The organism is Streptomyces griseocarneus (assembly GCF_014655595.1).
GTDB classification, from domain to species: Bacteria; Actinomycetota; Actinomycetes; order Streptomycetales; family Streptomycetaceae; genus Streptomyces; species Streptomyces griseocarneus.
The window spans coordinates 125,906-145,260 of sequence record NZ_BNBL01000006.1 but is presented as its reverse complement, the minus strand read 5'-3'; the positions used below and the strand labels follow the sequence as shown (position 1 = coordinate 145,260).

Below are 19,355 nucleotides of genomic sequence, written 5' to 3'. Positions count from 1 at the left end.
CAGGTCACCAGCGCGAGCGAGAGGAAAAGGGGCCGTTCGAGGTAGTACCCCCGCGCCACGTCCCCACCCCACGCCAGCCGGTCCATCACCGATGACGCGTGCGCGGCCAGCCGTGTCGGATCCCGGTCCTGCGGCGAATGAAACCGGGCCGCATGCGCCGCCAGCCGCCCCACGAGCCAGGCTGCGGCCCCCGACGGCACGTCCCACGTCCCGCGCACCAGCCCGGCCGGCTTCAGCAGCCAGTCCGCGGTCCGCATCGGCGGCACGCCCGACCCCCCGAACCCCGGCCCACCCGGCCGCCGGTCACCCTCACGGTCGAAGACCGCCTTCTCCCCGACCCACATGTACCCGTGCACGTGCATCAGCGCCCACCACTTCCGCATCGCCGGCCGGACGCCGCCCCCGGTCCCGATACGGGCCGGGGGGCCGTCCACTGCCGTCGATCAGGCCGACAGTCCGAACCGTCCGGGCTCGATGCCCGCCGCACTCAGTTCGGCCGTGGTGAACCTCAGGGGCTCCCTCTCGGGCCGCTTGCTGTCGCCCACCGCCCAGACCCCGTCCCCGATCCGCGCGAGCGTGACGCACGATTCCCCGTCCGGGTGGGTGTTGCCGCCGCACGCCGTGCGGAACTCGACCCCGTCAATGGCGATCACGTACAGGTCCGTCTGCGACATCGCATTCTTCCCCTCTATGACGAGCCGCCTCATCGAGCGGCCGATGGCGCCATACTCCCCGTACCCCGGAAGCAATTCCAGAAGATTCCCGCGATGAAATAAAGATCAGGCACGGTAGGAGCCAGCCCAGGCACCAAGCAGTTCCCGGGCCGCTTCGCCGAACCGGGCGGACCGCTCGAACAGCGCGAAGACTTCGAGGTATTCAGCCACATCACGGGCATCGCCGAACACCATCCGCCCGGTGAAGTTCTCGACAGTGGCCAGCCGCTCGTCATAGACCGTGAACGTGTTCATGGGACCGCGAGCCAATGGGGTTCCGCAGGGAATAATGCCGATCCGAACGTTCGGCAGGCGCGAAAGCGACACGATCCTGTCGAGCTGCACGGCCATGGCCGCGGCCGGCACAACCGCCCACCTCGCAGCCTGCTCGGTGAGCAGGAACGTGAAGGACTTGCTCACGTCATAGAGGACAGTCTGCCGCTCCAGCTTGCGCGACACCGTCCGCGAGGTGTCGCCCGGCGAGTGCGTCAGGCTCGCCCTGACGTACTCGGGCGTCGCCAGCAGGCCGGTCACCATGGCGGGAAGGAAGTACCGGAGAGCCTTCGCCTCACCCTCCAGCGCCGCGAGTTCCCGCTGCCGCTTCTCGAGACCCCGACGCCAGGTCGAACGCTTGCTCTGCCACTCAGTATTGGCGATCCTGGCCAGAGCAGTGATTTCCGCCGTCAACTCGGGTGGGGCGTCGAGCGCCCGGAGAATACGCTCGACGTCCACCAGCTTCGGCGTCTTCTTACCGGTCTCAAATTTACTGATCTGCGATTGAGACATGTTGCAACGCTTGGCCAGACGATCTCCGGTGAGACCGGCTCGCTTACGCAGATCACGAAGCTTCTCTGCCAGATCGGCCTGTGACTGACCCAGCTGCTCAGGCTCGAATGTCACCCTCAGTCTTCACGTACTCTGCGAACGGCACGGAATGGGCCTGCGCTATGCGCTTCCACTCGCGGTAGGGGGAGACATCACCGGCCACCAGCTCGCGATTGATCTGCGTGCCGTCAGAGCGGAAGTTGAGGCGAACAACCCGGCACTCGTCGAACATCCACCAGTCCGTGGCGGTCAGCGGCAGACCGTAATCCTCGCGCGTGACGTCGAGGATCCGGATGTCCTCTCCCGCCCGGATGTTTCCGGGGATCCCCCACGAGAACTGGTACCGCTGATAGTCGGTGAGAGGCCGCCGCACAATGCGCACTCGGCCGATCCGTCGTCCCGACGCCACGTACCCGCGCACCCGCTCGTGCCACCGTGCGTTGTGGTCGTCAGGCTTCGGCTCCCCCCGCAGGAACCTGGCGACATTCTCCGCCTCGCGGGGCATGGTGTAGACCGGCTGAGCCTCGAAACGCCAGGCCTCCCGCTGGTGGGCGTCGAAGGCCTTCCGCCACTCGTCACCATCCAAGAGCACGGACAGCCTCCCTCAACACCGCTTCGGGAATCTCGACCAGCCCCTCGCCTTCGGGCACCACGAAGCCACGGTAGAGGCGCCCCTGGACAATCACACTGCCGCCCGCCTCGTCCCGGTAGACGTTGGGACAGTCGTCATCGTCGCAGTTCGGGCCGTTCAACCTGCCGGTGAGCCGGGTCAGTTCCTGACGCCCCATGGAGCCTCCTCGCACAGGCCTCTGGCCGAGACCGCTTGCTGCCAGACGCTAGTGACACGAGGGGCGGCCGGTCCACGAAACAGCGACCTATTCCCGTACTGGCATAAACGATCAGACCAACGCCGTTGCCTTCACGCCGGCGACGAAGGCCGCCCAGGCGGGGGCGGCGATGGTGAGGGTGGGGCCGAGGGGGCGCTTGCTGTCCCGGACGGGGACGAGGGTGGGTATGTTGTCGGCGACTTCGAGGCAGTCGTCGGTGCCTCCGGCGCCGGGACCGCTGTACGAGCTCTTGCGCCATACCCAGACGCCAGGATCATTCTCGGTTGCCATCCGCGTACTCCTCCGCAGCCGCTTCGATCAAGGTCAGCGAGGAGTCGCGCGGCAGTGCGGCGGCCCTCGCGAAATCGTAGGCACGCTGCAGCTTGGCAACGAGGGCGGGATCGTCCATCAAGCTGCCGCTCATGGCGCCTTCCGAGTAGGCGACGGGCGGAGCGTCGTCAAAGGTCATGAGCTTGAGCATCCCGCCGAGCACAGGAGCACCGGAACTGTACGGCAGGACCTGCACGACCAGGCGATCGCTGCGTGCCAGTGATGCCAGGTGCTCCAACTGCTCCCGCATCACGGCAGCTCCGCCGGTGGGGCGCCGGATCACATTTTCGTCGATGACCGCCCACAACAAGGGCGTTGTTGGATGCGCGACGATGCATTGTCGCTCGAGCCGCGCAGCTACCCAGGCGTCGATGTCGTCATTCAGGGCCAGCGGAAAACCACCCTTGAACACCGCCCGCGCGTAAGCCGCAGTCTGCAGCACTCCCGGCACGAACATCGGCGCGTACGCATGGATCTCGGTGGCGATCCCCTCGAGGTAGGCCGCGTCCGCAAAGTAGTGGACGTTCGTCGTGCTGTTGATGAGTTCCTCGCACATTCGCGCGAAGAACCCGCCCGTCCCCAGCTCAGCTCGATCCGCTCGGCGACATCCAGCTGCGGTTTTCGCACCCCGGTCTCGAACTGCCCGATGTACGTGCCCGAGCAGAACACCCGTCTTCCCAGCGCCTGTTGTGACAGTCCGACGGCCTCGCGTCGTCGCTTCAGCTCCGAGCCGAAGAACTCCCAGCCGACCTTGGCCTGACCGTACCGACCAGAACCGTTGGCCACGGCGTACCCCCTATGGCAACAGGCGCGTTGCGGGCGTTTACCCCCTCCCGCAGCCTAGCCCCGCACCGTCACGCTCTCTGTACAGCCAGTGAGAAAACCCCGAAGGGAACGCCGTGCAGGACACCCCCACCCCGCCGGAGACAATGACGTACCGCGTCGGCACGTACGTCATCGACACCCGCAGCGCGACGCTCGCCCAAGTCATGGGCACCCTCGGCCCCCACGTACAGGTACGGCGTCCCGGTGGCGGCCGGGAGGGGGAGGTGCCACCGCACGCGCTGCGGCTGGCGACGCGGGAGGAGCGGGTGGCGTACCGCTGCAAGGAGTGCGCGAGGCTGCTGGCCGCACAGCGGAAGGCGGTGGACGGGGGCAGCAGGGAACAGGCCGTCGCCGCGACCGTCGCCGTACGGAATCACGTGCGCAGGGCCCACCCGACCGGGAACCCCTCATGACCGCGCATACGACGGGGCGCATGATGCGCAACTGCCGTCACGCTTCGGGCTGGACGCACACCGGCGGGACGTCGACGTGCGACCGCTGCGGCGCTCGGCGGTTCACCGAGTACGGCGCGCTGCGGCCACCCGGCCTGCCGCAGGCCGTCGGGTCAGAAGACGAGCCAGTACACGAGGAAGCCGACGATCGCGATGAAGGGTGCGGCCGCCAGCAGGTAGCCGAGGCCCACGATCACGACCCACAGGACCATGACGATGTCGCCGATCCGTTCGACCACGGTCTTGCGGTCCCGCGGGTCGTCCTTCCGCCTCGGCGGCGCCGGCGTCGCCGCCCGGTGCTCCCGCTCGCGCTGGGCCTCGTACTGCCTGATGCCCTCGGCGACGGCGTGCTTCATTTCGCTCTTGGTACCTCGTTGGGACCGTTTGATGCCCTCGGCGATCGCCCGTTCCAGGTCCCGCCGCTCGCGCCGGTCCATTCGACACTCCCCCGCTCGTACAACCCGTCGGCTTCAAGGAACCGCACGCTAGTGCCACCAGCCCCCGCGCCCAAACGGTATTGCCGGCGCCGGTGGTGCAGGCTCGCCGAGGCGGTCGGGTTCAGGGGTCGGTGACCCCGACGCGCGGTCCGTTCCGCCGGGGGCGCGCCACGCGCCCCCGGGGGGCTCCCGCGCGCCCCCGGCCTGGGATGCGGGCGGGCGGAATGGCAGCGATCCTGAGGAGGTCAGGCGTTCCCTCAAGGAGGACGATCATGTCCATGCTCGACAAGCTCAAGGGCCTGATCAAGGGCCACCCGGACCAGGCCAGGCAGGGCGTGGAGAAGGCCGGTGACGCGTTCGACGCGAAGACGCAGAACAAGTACCAGAGCCAGGTCGACGCCGCTCAGCGGAAGATGAACGAGCAGCTCGGCTCCGACCGTCCGCCCACGGACGAGCAGCGCTAGGCCACTCTTCCGGATCAGTCCGATCGTCGGCCCGGTGCGCCAGTGGGTGCGGGGCGCGTGACGGCTCCGGCACCGCCTTGGGCGGGCCTGGGCCGTCGTTCTGTTCAGCCTCGGAACGTGTGCGATGCCTCGTCCGAACGAGGCAAGCATCCGGCCGGGGGGATGACAGCGGTGGTGTGCGGGGTAGTCCCTCCTGGTCCAGCTTGATGGCCGTGAGAGTGGTCGGAGGTTCGCATGCACGCGTCGGTCGGGGACACGATCCATATCCATTCACGAGCGGTGGGACTGAAGGATCGGCAGGGCGAGATCGTGGAGGTGCGCGGCACGGAAGGTGCACCGCCGTACCTGGTCAGGTTCACCGACGGCCATGAACAGCTGGTCTATCCGGGGCCGGACTGCATGATTGAGCCAAAGGTTCCGGAGGAAACCTGACCGGACCCGGCCACCGCCTCCTTCCTCACCGGAGCCTCACCAGAGTCTGTCGATCTCGCCGGGGTGGAGCGCGATGCGGCTGTGCCGGAACGCGGCCGCATGCCTCATCGCGCGCTCGGTGAAGAAGCCGGCCATGGTGACCTTGTCGAAGCCCGGTCCGTCGCTGGGGAAGGGGTCGTGCGGGGTGCCGCCGATCAGGACGGTCCCGTCCAGGCACTCCCACCCCGCGCTCTCGTAGAAGCCCCGCAGCGGACGGTCGCACGTGAAGAGCGCTACGTCCGCCCGTGCGACGTCCGCTTGCGCGACATCCGCCGGCGACACGTCCGCTCGCGCCACGTCCACCCTCCGCGCGGCGGACGGAAGTGATCCGCTCCCCGCGATCAACTCACGGGCGGCAGCCACGAGCTGTCGCCCGTTTCCCTTGCCCCGGTGTGCCGTCGCCGTGACGACCGCGCTCAGTCCGGCGGCCCGGTAGGTCTGTCCGGCGTGGGTGATGTCCTTGGTGAGGACGTCCAGCGCCGCCACCACCTCGCACGCTGCACCCCCTGTCGCGGAAGGTGTTACCAGTAGTACCGTCACAGGCCGCAGCAGCGGATCATGGGCGTCGCCGCCCGCGCCGGGCCATGCTTCCTCGCGCAATTCGGCAATCTGCGTGCGGAATTGATTCGGAACCTCCACTTCCGGGTAGACCCTGATCTCCACGCGTCACACCTCTCACTCCGGCCCCATCGGCGCCATTTCGGCGCGCCTGGATACCTTCCGCATCGCTTCCAGAGGGCCAACTCGCCCTGGCGAACAGTTGAACACCTCTTCGATTCTGCTCAACTCACCGCATAGCGGACCCAATCCACCGGTCATCGGTTACCGGCAAGTCAATTCCTTGTTGCGCCCCTGTCAAAGTCCACCAATCGATGGCACTCTCTCCTCAATTCGCTCCTGCACAACTCCTGCAACAGCGGGCGGCCTCACTCCTCGGCTGCCCGTAACCCCCCTCATAGGAGACTGAGTTGAGAAGCATGACCGCCACCTCCCGCAAGAACTCCCTGCGTGCCGCCGCTCTGGTCGCCTCCGCCACCATGGTCGTCATCGGCGTGCAGACGGGCTCGGCGAGTGCCTCGGCCGACAAGAGCAACGGCGGGCAGCAGCTCGCGCTCTCCGCCGGGCAGCGGGCTGCCGCGATCAAGGACGCTCAGGGTTCGACCTCCTCCATCGCCTCGAAGATCGGCCTCGGCGGCAAGGAGAAGCTGGTCGTCCGTGACGTCGTCAAGGACGCGGACGGGACGGTGCACACGCGCTACGAGCGCACGTACGAGGGCCTGCCGGTCCTCGGCGGCGACCTGGTCGTGCACCAGAAGAAGAACGGTGACCGCGACGTCACCAAGGCGACCGACGCCGACATAGCCGTGCCCAGCACGACCCCCTCGCTGGCGCCCTCCGCCGCGAAGAAGAGCGCGCTCGGCGTCGCCGCCGACCAGAAGACCGCCAAGGCCGACGCCGGCCAGGCGCGCAAGGTCATCTGGGCCGCGCAGGGCAAGCCGGTCCTCGCGTACGAGACGACCGTCATCGGCGTCCAGAAGGACGGCACGCCGAGCAAGCTGCAGGTCATCACCGACGCCACCACCGGCAAGAAGCTGTTCCAGAACGAGACCGTCCACACCGGCTCGGGCACCAGCACCTACAGCGGCACCGTGCCGCTGACCACCACGCAGTCCGGCTCGAGCTACACGCTGACCGACGGCGCCCGTGGCGGCCACAAGACGTACGACCTGAACCAGGGCACCTCCGGCACCGGTGCGCTCTTCACCAACTCCAGCGACGTCTGGGGCGCGGGCCGCCAGAAGGCCGCCGTCGACGCGCACTACGGTGCCGCCGTCACCTGGGACTTCTACAAGAACGTGCTCGGCCGCACCGGCATCAAGGGCGACGGCGAGGGTGCCTACTCCCGCGTCCACTACGGCAACGGCTACGTCAACGCCTTCTGGGACGACGACTGCTTCTGCATGACGTACGGCGACGGCGAGAACAACGCCAACCCGCTGACCTCGCTCGACGTGGCCGCCCACGAGATGAGCCACGGCGTCACCTCGCACACCGCCAACCTGCGCTACAGCGGTGAGTCCGGCGGCCTCAACGAGGCCACCTCGGACATCTTCGGCACCGCCGCCGAGTTCTACGCCAACAACTCGACCGACGCGGGCGACTACCTCATCGGCGAGAAGATCGACATCAACGGCGACGGCACCCCGCTGCGCTACATGGACAAGCCGAGCAAGGACGGCTCCTCGCGCGACTACTGGTCCTCGTCGCTCGGCAGCGTGGACGTCCACTACTCGTCCGGCCCCGCCAACCACTTCTTCTACCTGCTGTCCGAGGGCAGCGGCAGCAAGGTCCTGGGCGGCGTGAGCTACAACAGCCCGACCTACAACAACTCCAAGATCACGGGTATCGGCCGCGACAAGGCCACCAAGATCTGGTACAAGGCCCTGACCACGTACTTCACCTCCACCACCAACTACAAGGCCGCCCGCACCGCCACCCTCAAGGCGACCGCGGACCTCTACGGCTCCACCAGCAACGAGTACAAGACGGTCGCCAACACCTGGACCGCGATCAACGTGAAGTAACACCCCCTTACGGGTCTGCACCCGGTGCCCCCGCCGCCCCTGTGGCAGCGGGGGCACCGCTGTCGTACGTACCATCGAGACGTGATCGACCTCGGCTACTCCCTCTCCCGCCGCTTTCCCGACCCCCCGCAGACGGACTACCGCACCGCGGACGTCCACGCGCTGCGGCACGACCTCTTCTGCGGCGACGTCTACCTCGCCGACGTCAAGGAGGACCGGGAACTGTCCACAGCCTGGGGATGGGTGCCGGTGCTCGACTTCGCCTGGGCCCTGTGCGACGTCGTCGAGAAGATCGACCAGGACCCCCGGGGCAGTCGCTCGGCGACCACGCAGTTCGCCGAGCTGGACTTCACCGAGTCCACCGACTGCCTGGTCTTCGAGCGCCGCTTCGGCTGGGTGGACGTCACCGCCGACTGGGCACCGGACGAGCCCCCGCTCACCTTCGACCACCGGGCGCTGCGCCGCGAGGCCCGCGACTTCCTGCAGGACCTGATCGCCGACCTGGCCGACATGCACGAGGGCCTCGCCGACAACCCCGTCATCTGGGACCTGCAGAGCCGCTACCCGCGGGTGTGATCCACCCACGGGGGCACCCACGGCGACATCTCGTGGCGGCACCCACGGCGGCATCCACGGCGGCACCCCGGGCGTCCGGGCGCGCCGGCACCGGGCCGTCCGGGCCCCGCCGGCGTCAGTCCGCCGGCGGCGCCTCGACCCGGAGGCCTATCGCGGCCGCGAACGCCGGGGCCAGATCGAGGAGTTGGGACGGGGTGACGATCGCCCCCGACAGCCGCTCGACGCCCCGCGCGATGTCCAGCTCCGCGACCGTCCGCAGGTCGACGTCCGTCATCTGCGTACCCGTGAAGTCCACCCGCCGCAGCACGCAGTCGCGGAAGACCACCCGCTCCAGCCGGGCACCCCCGAAGTCGGCCTCGGAGAGCACACAGCCGTCGAAGGTGACGTCCTTGAGCACGGCCTTGCGCGCGTTCAGATAGTCGATCTTGCCGCCCTTGACGAGCACCCGCTCCAGGACCGCGCCGTGCAGCTGCACGCCGCCGAACCGGGCATCGCGCACCTCCACGCCGCGCAGCGACGCCTCCGACAGGTCCGTGCCCACGCCGCGCACGCCGTCCAGCACGCAGTCCACCATCCGCGCCCGGCCCAGCAGGGTCTCGTCCAGCGCGCAGCGGTACAGCCCGCAGTCGCCGAAATACGCGCCCTTCCCGCTCTGGCCGGCGAAGTCCGCGTCCGAGAAGTCGAGCCCGTCGTAGTCCTCCTCGGGCTCGAGCTCCCCGCCCCCGTACGGCCGCAGGGCGGGCAGCCGCACCTCCGGCAGCCTGGCCACCGGCCCCGCGTCGCGCGCCTTCCCTCCCTTGCCCGCCTTGCCAGTCTGCCGCCCTCGCCCGCCTCGCGCCGTCGTCATGACACCCGCACCCGCTTCCCCTGCTCGCCCGTTGCCCGCCCGATGCCGGCCCGTTGCTCGCCCGCTCGGACTCGTCACTGTCCGTGCACACCCACCGTGGCACAGCCCACTGACAACGACCCCGGCCCACGCCTTGACCTCAAGCGCGCTTCAGGTTGAAAACTCGTTGAAAGCCCATTGAAAACTCACGTTTTCCCGCGCCGACCACACCCCCTGGAGCTCCCATGCACGCCGTCCGCCTGCACGCCTTCGGCCCCGCCGAGAACCTCGTCCACGAGCGGACCGGCGACCCCGTCCCCGCTCCCGGCCAGGTACGGGTCGCGGTCGCCGCCGCGGGCGTCCACCTGGTCGACGCCAGCCTGCGCTCCGGCGACCCCAACGGCCCGTACGGCCTGCCCGAGCTGCCCGCCGTCCCCGGCCGGGAGATCGCCGGCACCGTCGACGCGCTGGGCGAGGGCACCGACCCCCGGTGGCTGGGGCGGCGCGTCGTCGCCCACATGGGCCCCGACAACCCCGGCGGTTACGCGGAACTGGCCGTGGTCGACGCCGACCGGCTGCACGAGATCCCGGACGGGCTGGCCGAGGACCGGGCCATCGCCATGATCGGAACGGGCCGTACCGCGCTCGGCATCCTCGGCTACACCGAGCTGACCGGCGACGACGTCGTCGTGGTGCTGGCGGCGGCCGGCGGCATCGGCTCCCTGCTCGTGCAGTACGCCAAGCGTGCCGGGGCCACCGTCGTGGGCCTGGCGGGCGGACCGGCCAAGGTCCGGCACGTCCGCGCGCTCGGCGCGGACATCGCGCTGGACTACGACGACCCGGCCTGGGCCGGTGCCGCCCGCGCCGCCCTGGACGGGCGCGCGGCCACCGTCGTCCTCGACGGCGTGGGCGGAGCGGCCGCGCTGGCCGCCGTCGGCCTGCTCGGGCCCGGCGGCCTCCACCTCGTCTACGGCTGGTCGTCACAGGGCATCACCGGCGGCGGGACGCCGGGGCTCTCCCCGGAGGAGCTCGCCGACCGTTCGATCACGTCGCGGAGCGTTCTGGGCCCCCAGATGCTGGAACGGTTCGGCGGCGGCCGGACCGGCCTGCGGCGGCTCGAGGAGGAGTCCCTGGCCCAGGCCGCCGCCGGTCACGTCGTGCCCGCCGTGCAGCGCTTCCCGCTCGCCGAGGCCGCCGCGGCCCACCGGGCCCTGGAGACGCGCGGCACGATCGGCAAGGTCGTCCTCATCCCCTGAGCGGCCCCTCGCAGCCATCCACCCGAGCCACCGGCCTCCGCCACCACCGGCCCCGGGGCCGCCGCATGCCCGCCCTCCCCGCCGGGGAGCACACATCCCCCGTCGGGCCTACGCTGGACTGCGAGTTTCTGCACGCTACCGGCCCGCCGCGCGCGCCGCGGCGGCCGCGAGGAGCAGATGTCCATGCGCCCGACGAGCGAGCCCCCGACGGCAGCCGCACCACCGCCCCAGCCTCCCCACGCCGATCCGCACCGCTGGTGGGGGCTGGTGGTCATCGCCCTCGCGCAGTTGATGGTCGTCCTCGACGCGACCATCGTGAACATCGCCCTCCCCTCCGCGCAGCGCGAGCTGCACATGTCCGACACCAACCGCCAGTGGGTGATCACCGCCTACACCCTCGCCTTCGGCGGTCTCCTGTTGCTCGGGGGCAGGATCGCCGACCTCATCGGCCGCAAGCGCGCGTTCCTCATGGGCCTCGTCGGCTTCGCGGGCGCCTCCGCCCTGGGCGGCGCCGCGCACAGCCAGGGGATGCTGTTCGCGGCCCGCGCCCTGCAGGGGGCCTTCGCGGCCGTGCTCGCCCCGGCGGCGCTGTCGCTGCTGACCACGACGTTCACCGACCTGAAGGAGCGCTCCAAGGCGTTCGGGATCTACGGCGCCATCGCCGGCGGCGGCGCCGCGATCGGCCTGATCGCGGGCGGGCTGCTGACCGAGTACCTCAACTGGCGCTGGTGCCTGTACGTGAACGTGCCCATCGCCCTCGTCGCCCTGCTCGGCGCGGCCTGGCTGCTGCACGACCGCCGCCCCGGCCGGGCGGAGCGGCCGAGCATGGACCTTCCCGGGGTGCTGCTGGGCTGCGGCGGCCTGGTGGCCATCGTCTACGCCTGCAGCGAGGCCGAGCCGCGCGGCTGGAACGATCGCCTGGTGCTCGGGCTGCTGTGCGGCGGCGTCGCGCTGCTGCTGGTGTTCGCCTGGTGGCAGAGCCGGACCGCGAGCCCCCTGCTGCCCCTGCACATCATCCGCAACCGCAATCGCGGCGGCGCGCTCGTGGTGATGGCGCTGGCCGTCGTGGGGATGTTCGGCATGTTCCTGTTCATGACCTACTACCTGCAGGTCGTGCTCGGGTACTCCCCGCTGAGGACCGGCCTGGCCTTCCTGCCGATGACGGCCTCCATCGTCGTGTCCTCGACGCAGATCTCGGCCCGGCTGATGAACCACCTGCCCCCGCGCCTGCTGATGACGCCCGGAGCGGTGCTGGCCGCCACGGGCCTGTACCTGCTGACGTTCCTGACCGTCGACCCCGCCTACGTCTCCCACGTGCTGCCCGCCGAGATCCTCCTCGGCCTCGGCATGGGCATGATCTTCATGCCCGTCGTCAACGTCGCCACCAGCGGCGTCGCCCAGCGCGACTCCGGCGTCTCCTCGGCCACCGTCAACACCGCCCAGCAGGTCGGCGGCTCCATCGGCACGGCGCTGCTGAACACCATCGCCACCTCCACCAGCGCGACCTACATCGCCGCCCACATGAAGGCGGCGGCCGCCGCCGGAGTCGCCGGGCCGGCCGTGCGGGACAGAGTGATCAAGGAGGGCGTGGTGCACGGCTTCGGCGTCGCCATAGCGTGGGGCGCGGGCATCATGCTGCTCGCGGCCGTCGTCGCCTGGACGATGGTCACCGCCCGCGCCCCGAAGCACGGAGCCGTCGCCCCCGAATACGCGCCCGCCTACGACCCCCACCGCATGCGGTCCGTCTGAGGGCGCGCGCACCCCCTCGTACGCCGTCCGGGCGCGTACGGCCGTCCGGGCGGAAAACGGGTGGCGGACCCCACCCGCCCCGGCCATGCTGACGCCCATGCTGATCAGAACCGCCGAGGCGGACGACTGGGCTGCCGTCTGGCCCTTCTTCCGGACCATCACCGCAGCCGGGCAGACCTACACCTACCCCCGCGACCTGACCTCCGAGCAGGGCCGCGGCATGTGGATGCTCACCGCCCCGGCCCGCACGGTCGTGGCGGTCGACGATGACGGAACCGTCCTCGGCAGCGCCAAGATGAACCCCAACCAGATGGGCCCGGGCGCCCACATCGCCAGCGCCAGCTACATGGTCGCGCCCGAGCACGCCGGCCGCGGCGTCGGCCGGGCCCTGTGCGAGCACACGCTGGAATGGGCGCGCGCCGAGGGCTACCGCGGCATGCAGTTCAACGCCGTCGTGGAGTCCAACACCCGTGCGGTCTCGCTCTGGCGCTCGTGCGGCTTCACGATCGTCGGCACGGTGCCCGGCGCCTACCGCCTTCCCGACGGCTCGTACACCGGGCTGCACGTCATGCACCAGGCGCTCTGAGAGGCCCTTTCCGGACCGCCCCCCAGCCCCTAGACCACCGTCCGCATTTCCCGCGCCGTGTTGTTCAACCGCCGGGCCCCGGATTCCGTGCAGACGACAATGTCCTCGATACGGACTCCGAACCGGCCCGGCAGATAAATTCCCGGCTCGATCGAGAAACACATCCCCGGCACCAGCGGCAAATGCTCGCCCTCCACCATGTAGGGCGGCTCGTGCGTGGTGACGCCGATTCCGTGCCCGGTGCGGTGGATGAAGTACTCGCCGTAGCCCGCCTTTCGGATGACCTGGCGCGCCACCCGGTCGATCTCCTGGCACGCCACCCCGGGCCGCACCGCCTCGAACGCCGCCTGCTGCGCCTCGCGCACCAGGTCGTGCACCTTGCGCTCCTCCGACGTCGGCTCGCCCACGTGCACCGTGCGCGTCGTGTCGGAGCCGTAGCCGTCCTTCAGCCCGCCGAAGTCCAGGACGACCATGTCGCCGTCCTCGATCATCCGGTCCCCCGCCTCATGATGCGGATTGGCACCGTTGGGGCCCGAGCCGACGATCGTGAAGTCGACCTGGCTGTGCCCGTTCTCGCGCAGCAGCCGCGCCAGGTCAGCGGCCACCTCGTTCTCCCGGCGCCCCGCGAACCGCAGGTCCACGATCGCCTCGTACGTGGCGTCCGCCGCCGCGCCGGCCGCCGCCAGCCGCTCCAGCTCGTAGGCGTCCTTCACCGCCCGCAGCATCGGCAGCGCCTCCGTCAGCGCCGCGTACGCGGCTCCGGGCTGCGAGCGCTGCAGGGCCAGCAGGTGCAGCGCCCAGGCATTGTCCGAGACGCCGTAACGTCCCTGCGGGTCAAGGGCCTTGGCGATCTCGGCGTACGGATTCTCGCCGTCCGCCCAGCCGGTGATCCTCAACGCGCCCGCGCCGGGCGCCTTTTCGGCGTCCGGCCGCTCCAGGTGCGGGACCACCAGCAACGGCTTGCGGTCCGGGAGCAGCAGCAGCGCCGTCAGGCGCTCGGTGACCACCGGCTCGTAACCGCACAGCCATACGAGGTCAGGGCCGGGCGCGACCACCAGGCCCGCCAGTCCCTCCTGCACCGCCGCCCGGACGGCGCGGTCCATGCGCGCGGCATAGAAATCCACATCGCTCATGGGGGCAGAGTAATCCCGACGAGGGCGGTCGGCAGGGCGGTCTCTACCCCACGGGTGAGAGGGCCCTCCTACCCAGGGCTGAGAGGCCCCCCACCTCAGGGCCGATTTCCCCCTGGTTCCCCCGGAAATCGTTGTGCGCGCGGAACTCCGGTGCCTAGCGTGTTCATGCCCGTGCTGCACGCCCGTACGACCGAACGATCGTCCTCCCCGCGTCCATGGCGCGCAATACAGTGAAGTTGAAGGAGCACCATGTTCCGACGAGTCGGGCGGTTCGCCGTCCACCGGCCCTGGCTCACGATCGCGGGCTGGATCATCGCAGCCGTGGCGCTCGCCATGCTGGCACCGGGGCTGAAGTCCACCACCGACGAAACCGAATTCCTGCCCTCGCACTACGAATCCGTACGCGTCGGCAATCTCCAGCAGAAGGCCTTCCCGCAGACCGAACAGCCCGCCGCCATCGCCGTCTTCCAGCGCTCCGACGGCGGCAAGCTCTCCGCCGACGACCAGCGGGACGTCGCCAAGGTCGCGGCCGGCCTGGAGGGCAAGCACCGCGAGAAGATCGCCAAGGTGGCCACCGGCCCGCAGGCCGTCTCGCCCAACGGCGAGATAGCCCTCGCCAACATCATCGCCACCACCAAGAACTCCTACGACGAGAAGCTGCCCGCCTCGGTCAAGAAGCTCCGCGAGGACGCCAAACCCCTCCTCAAGGACACCCACTTGAAGATGGGCATCACCGGCCAGGCCGCCAGCGCCCTCGACTCCCAGGAGTCCTCCGGCGACACCGACGCCATGATCATGATGGCGACGCTGGTGCTCATCGTCGTGCTGCTGCTCGTGATCTTCCGCAGCCCGCTCATCGCGATCCTGCCGGTCCTGATCATCGGCGTCGTCTTCTCGGTCGCCCTCGGCCTCATCGGCACCGCCGCCGACCTGGGCGGAATGAAGGCCGACAGCTCCATCTCGGCGATCCTCATCGTCGTCCTCTTCGGCGTCGGCACCGACTACATCCTCTTCCTCCTCTTCCGCTACCGCGAGCACCTGCGCGCCGGCCAGGAGCCCAAGCAGGCGCTCGTCGACGCCGTCGCCAAGGTCGGCGAGACCATCGCCTCCGCCGCCGGCGCCGTGATCGTCGCCTTCCTCGCCCTGCTGCTGTCCACCATGGGCATGATGCGCGCGATGGGCCCCTCGCTGGCCATCTCCGTCGCCGTCACCCTCGTCGCCGCGCTCACGCTCGTGCCCGCCGTCTTCTCCCTCCTGGGCACCAAGGCCTTCTGGCCCTCGAAGGCCTGGAAGAAGACCCCGAAGAACCGCTTCGCCAACGCCGTCGGCGGCGTCGTCTCCCGCCGGCCCGCCCTGGTCGCCGTCCTGTCGACGGCCGTGCTCGCCGTCCTCGCCGTCGGCACCTTCAGCTTCCGCGCGGAGTTCGACACCTCCAGCCAGATGCCGCAGAAGCTGGAGTCCGTCCAGGCCATGAAGGACATGCAGCGCGGCTTCTCGGCCGGCCAGTCCGACCCGGCGATGGTCTACCTGAAGTCGAAGGACGGCTCCCGCCTCGACAAGGCGGCGCTCGAGACCTACCGCGCCCGCCTCGACGCCGTCGAGGGCGTCGGCAAGGCCGCCCCCGCCGTCACCAGCCCCGACGGCACCGTCGCGCAGTACAGCGTCGTCCTGAAGTACGCCCCCACCGCCGACAAGGCCATCGCCCTCGCCGGCGGCCCCCTGCGCGACAGCGCCCACAAGGCCGCACCGGCCGGCACCGAGGCCCTGGTCGGCGGCACCTCCGCCGTCCTGTCGGACGTCAAGGACGCCGTCAGCCACGACTACCGCGTCGTGTTCCCCGTCGCCGGCATCGCCATCATGATCATCCTGGGCCTGCTGCTGCGCAGCCTGGTGGCCCCCTGGTACCTGATGATCTCCGTGGCCCTCGGCTTCGGCGCCACCCTCGGCTCCACCGTCTGGCTCTTCCAGGACTACAAGGGCGAGAGCGGCCTGCTGTTCATGCTGCCGGTCATCGTCTACCTCTTCGTCGTCGCCATCGGCACCGACTACAACATCCTGATGGTCGCCCGGCTCCGCGAGGAGGTCCGCCGCGGCGTCGCGGCCCGCGAGGCCATCCGCACCGCGGTCGCCCAGTCGGCCCCGACGATCGCCTCCGCCGCGATCATCCTCGCCGGCACCTTCGGCGTCCTGATGCTGGCCGACAACTCCATGCTCCAGCAGATGGGCTTCGCGGTGGCCTTCGGCATCCTGCTCACCGCCTTCATCATGGCGATGCTGCTGGTCCCCACGGTCACCTCGCTCCTGGGCCACAAGGCCTGGTGGCCGGGCCACCAGGACGCCCCCCGGGCGGACGCGGTGGCACACGACGCCCCGCCGGCCGCCCAGTGGCAGGCCGAGGAGCACGCCCGCCGCTGACCCCCGCACACAACACAGAACCGCGGGTCCCCAGCCGGGGGCCCGCGGTTCTGCCGTATGGAGCCGACTGTCGGGTTCGAACCGACGACCTTCGCTTTACAAGAGCGGTGCTCTACCAGCTGAGCTAAGTCGGCGTGCGTCACGCAGTCTACCCACAACGACTTCGTGACCCGCCACCTGCTGACAACCGCCTTTCGCGCAGGTAGCGTCACCAGCACCCCAGCCCAATTGGACTGGACCACTCCCTCTACTCGGATCGTCCGGCACGTTCCTGCCGGTGAAGGGACTCACCACCATGGCCACGGTCACGTACGACAAGGCGACCCGCATCTACCCGGGTTCCGACAAGCCCGCCGTCGATCAGCTCGACATCGCGATCGAGGACGGCGAATTCCTCGTCCTGGTCGGCCCCTCGGGCTGCGGCAAGTCCACCTCGCTGCGCATGCTGGCGGGGCTCGAGGACGTCAACGGCGGAGCGATCCGCATCGGCGACCGCGATGTGACGCACCTGCCCCCCAAGGACCGGGACATCGCGATGGTGTTCCAGAACTACGCGCTGTACCCGCACATGACCGTCGCCGACAACATGGGCTTCGCCCTGAAGATCGCGGGCGTCAACAAGACCGAGATCCGGCAGAAGGTCGAGGACGCGGCCCGCATCCTGGACCTCACCGAGTACCTGGGCCGCAAGCCCAAGGCGCTCTCCGGCGGCCAGCGCCAGCGCGTGGCGATGGGCCGCGCGATCGTCCGCGAGCCGCAGGTCTTCCTCATGGACGAGCCGCTGTCCAACCTGGACGCCAAGCTGCGCGTGCAGACCCGTACGCAGATCGCCGGGCTGCAGCGGCGGCTCGGCATCACCACGGTCTACGTCACCCACGACCAGGTCGAGGCCATGACCATGGGCGACCGGGTCGCCGTGCTCAAGGACGGCCTGCTGCAGCAGGTCGACTCGCCGCGCAACATGTACGACCGCCCGGCCAACCTCTTCGTGGCGGGCTTCATCGGCTCCCCCGCGATGAACCTCGTCGAGGTGCCGATCACCGACGGCGGCGTGAAGTTCGGCAACAGCGTGGTGCCGGTCTCGCGCGAGGCCCTGACCACCGCCGCCGACAAGGGCGACCGCACCGTCACGGTCGGTGTCCGGCCCGAGCACTTCGACCTGGTGGACGGCGCCGGCTCCGTCGGCTCGCTGAGCAAGGACGCCCCGGCCGGCGTCGCCGTCACCGTGAACGTCGTCGAGGAGCTGGGCGCCGACGGGTACGTGTACGGGACCGCCGAGGTCGGCGGCGAGCAGAAGGACCTCGTGGTCCGCGTCAACGGACGCAACGTCCCCGCGAAGGGCTCCGTGCTGCACGTCGTGCCGCGGCCGGGCGAGCTGCACGTGTTCTCGACGTCCACCGGCGAGCGCCTCAGCGACTGACCGCGGACGGTCCGGACGGCGCTCCGGACGGCGGTCCGGGCGGCTGACGCACGGGCGTCGGAGGCGGGCACCGGGGCGGTGCCGCGGGGGCGGTAAATACCCCGGCACACCCCTCATTTCGACTCCCGTGCGTCAACACCACAGCTGCATACGGGCGCGGCGGCATCACTCGACCGGGTGACTAAATGTCGCCGCGTCATTACCCCTCGCTACCATCTGCGGCATGAACCAGGCCGCCCGCCGCATCGGCAGAACCCTCGCTCTCGTCCTCCCGGTCGTTCTTGTGCTCTCGGGGACTCTCGCGGTGACGCGCGTCCCCTGGGCGGCGCCGAACGCCGAGTCGCAGGTGCTCACCGCGTCCTCCGACAACGCCTCGACCGTCGCCACGGCGCGCGCGCCGCACGAGGTGCTGCGCGACCGGCTGCTGAGCGAGCTCCAGGAGAAGAACCCCGGCGTCGCCCTGACGCACCTGCAGGAGGCGACCAACGGCCGCCCCTCGCTCGCCCGTCACTGCATGGACATCGCGAAGGCGCTGGGCCAGGCCGCGGTCCGCAAGTACCGCTCGGCCAAGGTGGCCAACGCCTACTCCCGCCCCGTCTGCGACACGTCCTTCGCCACCGGCGTCGCCCAGGGTCACTGAGCCCAGGGGCACCGACAGGGCTCCCACCGGCCGCACCTCCGCTCGCGGCACGGCATATCGTGCGGAGCATGACCGGCACCCAGCCCTACCCGTACCCCGCGCAAGCCGTGATCCTGGCCGGAGGCCAGGGGTCGCGGCTGCGCCCGTACACCGACGACCGTCCCAAGCCGATGGTCGAGATCCCCGGCACGGGGGTCCCGATCATCGGCCATCAGCTTGCCTGGCTGGCCGCCGAGGGCGTCACCGACGCCGTGGTCTCGTGCGGCCATCTGGCCGAGGTGCTGCAGGACTGGCTCGTGTCGGCCGATCTGCCGCTCCGGGTGACCACCGTGGTCGAGAAGGAGCCGCTCGGCCGCGGCGGCGGCCTCAAGCACGCCGCCGCCTCGCTGCCCCGCCCCGACGAGCCCTGGTACGCCACGAACGGCGACATCTGGACCCGCTTCTCGCTGCGCGAGATGGCCGCCTTCCACCACGAGCGCGACGCCACGGCGACGCTGGCGCTGGCCCGGCCGCGGATCCCCTGGGGCGCGGTGGAGACGGACGAGTTCGGGCACGTCCTGGACTTCATCGAGTCGCCCCCCTCGCCGTATCTGATCAACGCGGGCGTCTACGTCTTCTCGCCGGGCTTCACGGATCTGCTGCCGGAGCGCGGCGACCACGAGCGGACCACGTTCCCGCGGCTGGCGCGCGAGCGGCGGCTGGCGGGCTTCCCGCTGCCCCACGGGGCGTACTGGCGCGCCATCGACACGGCCAAGGACCTGATGGAGGCCGCGAAGGAGCTGGCGCGGTAGAGCGCCGGGGAAACGGGGCGGGAACGCCGGACGG

At 70.1% G+C, this 19,355-nt stretch carries 22 protein-coding genes, 1 tRNA gene and 2 pseudogenes; 13 read left to right on the top strand and 12 right to left on the bottom strand.

All coding sequences use genetic code 11. From position 1 onward, the window contains the following. Positions 1-443 precede the first annotated feature (443 nt). From IE295_RS17255 to IE295_RS34275, 7 genes and pseudogenes are all read right to left on the bottom strand, one after another. Positions 444-674, bottom strand: coding sequence for a DUF397 domain-containing protein (locus tag IE295_RS17255; protein WP_190064542.1), 231 nt, complete (start codon positions 672-674; stop codon positions 444-446). Between the two features lie 105 nt (positions 675-779). Beyond that, on the bottom strand, positions 780-1,613 hold the full coding sequence (locus tag IE295_RS17250; RefSeq protein WP_190064541.1) for a helix-turn-helix domain-containing protein: 834 nt from the start codon (positions 1,611-1,613) through the stop codon (positions 780-782). Next, the gene (locus IE295_RS17245; protein WP_190064540.1) at positions 1,597-2,130 is read right to left on the bottom strand and encodes a DUF6879 family protein; all 534 of its coding nucleotides are present in this window, start codon (positions 2,128-2,130) and stop codon (positions 1,597-1,599) included. The genes IE295_RS17250 and IE295_RS17245 overlap by 17 nt, the downstream gene beginning before the upstream one ends. Next, on the bottom strand, positions 2,114-2,326 hold the full coding sequence (locus IE295_RS17240; protein ID WP_190064539.1) for a hypothetical protein: 213 nt from the start codon (positions 2,324-2,326) through the stop codon (positions 2,114-2,116). Before IE295_RS17240 ends, IE295_RS17245 begins: the two co-directional genes overlap by 17 nt. 111 nt (positions 2,327-2,437) lie before the next feature. Further along, positions 2,438-2,656, bottom strand: coding sequence for a DUF397 domain-containing protein (locus tag IE295_RS17235; RefSeq protein WP_190064538.1), 219 nt, complete (start codon positions 2,654-2,656; stop codon positions 2,438-2,440). Further along, a complete protein-coding gene (locus IE295_RS17230; protein WP_308013111.1) occupies positions 2,640-3,251 on the bottom strand; it encodes a DUF5753 domain-containing protein in 612 nt (203 codons plus the stop codon). Before IE295_RS17230 ends, IE295_RS17235 begins: the two co-directional genes overlap by 17 nt. Positions 3,252-3,343: 92 nt before the next feature. Further along, positions 3,344-3,481: pseudogene (locus tag IE295_RS34275) on the bottom strand (helix-turn-helix domain-containing protein); the annotation flags it as partial. 113 nt (positions 3,482-3,594) lie between these two features. On the opposite strand from IE295_RS34275, the gene IE295_RS17225 reads away from it, so the two are divergent. Further along, complete coding sequence (locus IE295_RS17225) at positions 3,595-3,933, top strand: hypothetical protein (RefSeq protein ID WP_190064831.1); 339 nt, start codon at positions 3,595-3,597, stop codon at positions 3,931-3,933. Continuing rightward, positions 3,930-4,031, top strand: a pseudogene (locus IE295_RS34445) (DUF6255 family natural product biosynthesis protein); the annotation flags it as partial. The gene IE295_RS17225 and the pseudogene IE295_RS34445, both read left to right, overlap by 4 nt. Positions 4,032-4,085: 54 nt before the next feature. Here the strand turns inward: IE295_RS34445 and IE295_RS17220 are convergent. Beyond that, complete coding sequence (locus IE295_RS17220) at positions 4,086-4,409, bottom strand: hypothetical protein (protein WP_190064537.1); 324 nt, start codon at positions 4,407-4,409, stop codon at positions 4,086-4,088. A gap of 272 nt (positions 4,410-4,681) precedes the next feature. Between IE295_RS17220 and IE295_RS17215 the strand changes: the two genes are divergently transcribed. Together IE295_RS17215 and IE295_RS17210 are read left to right on the top strand one after the other, a co-directional pair. Then, positions 4,682-4,873: an antitoxin gene (locus IE295_RS17215; protein WP_190064536.1), complete on the top strand. Its 192-nt coding sequence runs from the start codon at positions 4,682-4,684 to the stop codon at positions 4,871-4,873. 234 nt (positions 4,874-5,107) lie between these two features. Then, a complete protein-coding gene (locus IE295_RS17210) occupies positions 5,108-5,305 on the top strand; it encodes a DUF1918 domain-containing protein (protein ID WP_190064535.1) in 198 nt (65 codons plus the stop codon). Between the two features lie 36 nt (positions 5,306-5,341). On the opposite strand, the gene IE295_RS17205 is transcribed toward IE295_RS17210, so the two are convergent. Next, on the bottom strand, positions 5,342-5,833 hold the full coding sequence (locus IE295_RS17205; RefSeq protein ID WP_229922981.1) for a GNAT family N-acetyltransferase: 492 nt from the start codon (positions 5,831-5,833) through the stop codon (positions 5,342-5,344). Positions 5,834-6,321: 488 nt separating this feature from the next. Here IE295_RS17205 and IE295_RS17200 point away from each other — a divergent pair, with 488 nt between their 5' ends. Together IE295_RS17200 and IE295_RS17195 are read left to right on the top strand one after the other, a co-directional pair. Next, positions 6,322-7,929, top strand: a complete 1,608-nt coding sequence (locus tag IE295_RS17200; protein ID WP_190064533.1) for a M4 family metallopeptidase — start codon at positions 6,322-6,324, stop codon at positions 7,927-7,929. 81 nt (positions 7,930-8,010) lie between these two features. Next, positions 8,011-8,505, top strand: a complete 495-nt coding sequence (locus IE295_RS17195) for a hypothetical protein (RefSeq protein ID WP_190064532.1) — start codon at positions 8,011-8,013, stop codon at positions 8,503-8,505. Between the two features lie 115 nt (positions 8,506-8,620). On the opposite strand, the gene IE295_RS17190 is transcribed toward IE295_RS17195, so the two are convergent. Next, the gene (locus IE295_RS17190) at positions 8,621-9,352 is read right to left on the bottom strand and encodes a pentapeptide repeat-containing protein (RefSeq protein ID WP_190064531.1); all 732 of its coding nucleotides are present in this window, start codon (positions 9,350-9,352) and stop codon (positions 8,621-8,623) included. A gap of 224 nt (positions 9,353-9,576) precedes the next feature. Between IE295_RS17190 and IE295_RS17185 the strand changes: the two genes are divergently transcribed. The 3 genes from IE295_RS17185 to IE295_RS17175 all read left to right on the top strand — a co-directional run bounded on the left by IE295_RS17185 (position 9,577) and on the right by IE295_RS17175 (position 12,922). After that, positions 9,577-10,587, top strand: a complete 1,011-nt coding sequence (locus tag IE295_RS17185; protein ID WP_190064530.1) for a zinc-binding dehydrogenase — start codon at positions 9,577-9,579, stop codon at positions 10,585-10,587. A gap of 183 nt (positions 10,588-10,770) precedes the next feature. Further along, on the top strand, positions 10,771-12,336 hold the full coding sequence (locus IE295_RS17180; protein ID WP_190064529.1) for an MFS transporter: 1,566 nt from the start codon (positions 10,771-10,773) through the stop codon (positions 12,334-12,336). A gap of 97 nt (positions 12,337-12,433) precedes the next feature. Further along, the gene (locus tag IE295_RS17175; protein ID WP_190064528.1) at positions 12,434-12,922 is read left to right on the top strand and encodes a GNAT family N-acetyltransferase; all 489 of its coding nucleotides are present in this window, start codon (positions 12,434-12,436) and stop codon (positions 12,920-12,922) included. A gap of 29 nt (positions 12,923-12,951) precedes the next feature. Here IE295_RS17175 and IE295_RS17170 read toward each other — a convergent pair whose 3' ends face one another. After that, positions 12,952-14,055, bottom strand: coding sequence for an aminopeptidase P family protein (locus IE295_RS17170; protein ID WP_190064527.1), 1,104 nt, complete (start codon positions 14,053-14,055; stop codon positions 12,952-12,954). A gap of 249 nt (positions 14,056-14,304) precedes the next feature. Between IE295_RS17170 and IE295_RS17165 the strand changes: the two genes are divergently transcribed. Then, complete coding sequence (locus IE295_RS17165) at positions 14,305-16,470, top strand: MMPL family transporter (protein ID WP_190064526.1); 2,166 nt, start codon at positions 14,305-14,307, stop codon at positions 16,468-16,470. Between the two features lie 58 nt (positions 16,471-16,528). On the opposite strand, the gene IE295_RS17160 is transcribed toward IE295_RS17165, so the two are convergent. Beyond that, a tRNA-Thr gene (locus IE295_RS17160) sits at positions 16,529-16,604 on the bottom strand. A gap of 161 nt (positions 16,605-16,765) precedes the next feature. Here IE295_RS17160 and IE295_RS17155 point away from each other — a divergent pair. The 3 genes from IE295_RS17155 (at position 16,766) to IE295_RS17145 (ending at position 19,321) form a co-directional block, all read left to right on the top strand. Then, positions 16,766-17,890 carry an ABC transporter ATP-binding protein gene (locus tag IE295_RS17155; protein WP_190064806.1) on the top strand — a complete coding sequence of 375 codons (1,125 nt, stop codon included), beginning with the start codon at positions 16,766-16,768 and terminating at the stop codon, positions 17,888-17,890. Between the two features lie 223 nt (positions 17,891-18,113). After that, on the top strand, positions 18,114-18,530 hold the full coding sequence (locus IE295_RS17150) for a hypothetical protein (RefSeq protein ID WP_086575080.1): 417 nt from the start codon (positions 18,114-18,116) through the stop codon (positions 18,528-18,530). Positions 18,531-18,598: 68 nt separating this feature from the next. Further along, entirely contained in the window at positions 18,599-19,321 is a 723-nt protein-coding gene (locus IE295_RS17145) for a nucleotidyltransferase family protein (protein ID WP_190064525.1), read from the top strand. Positions 19,322-19,355: the final 34 nt, after the last annotated feature.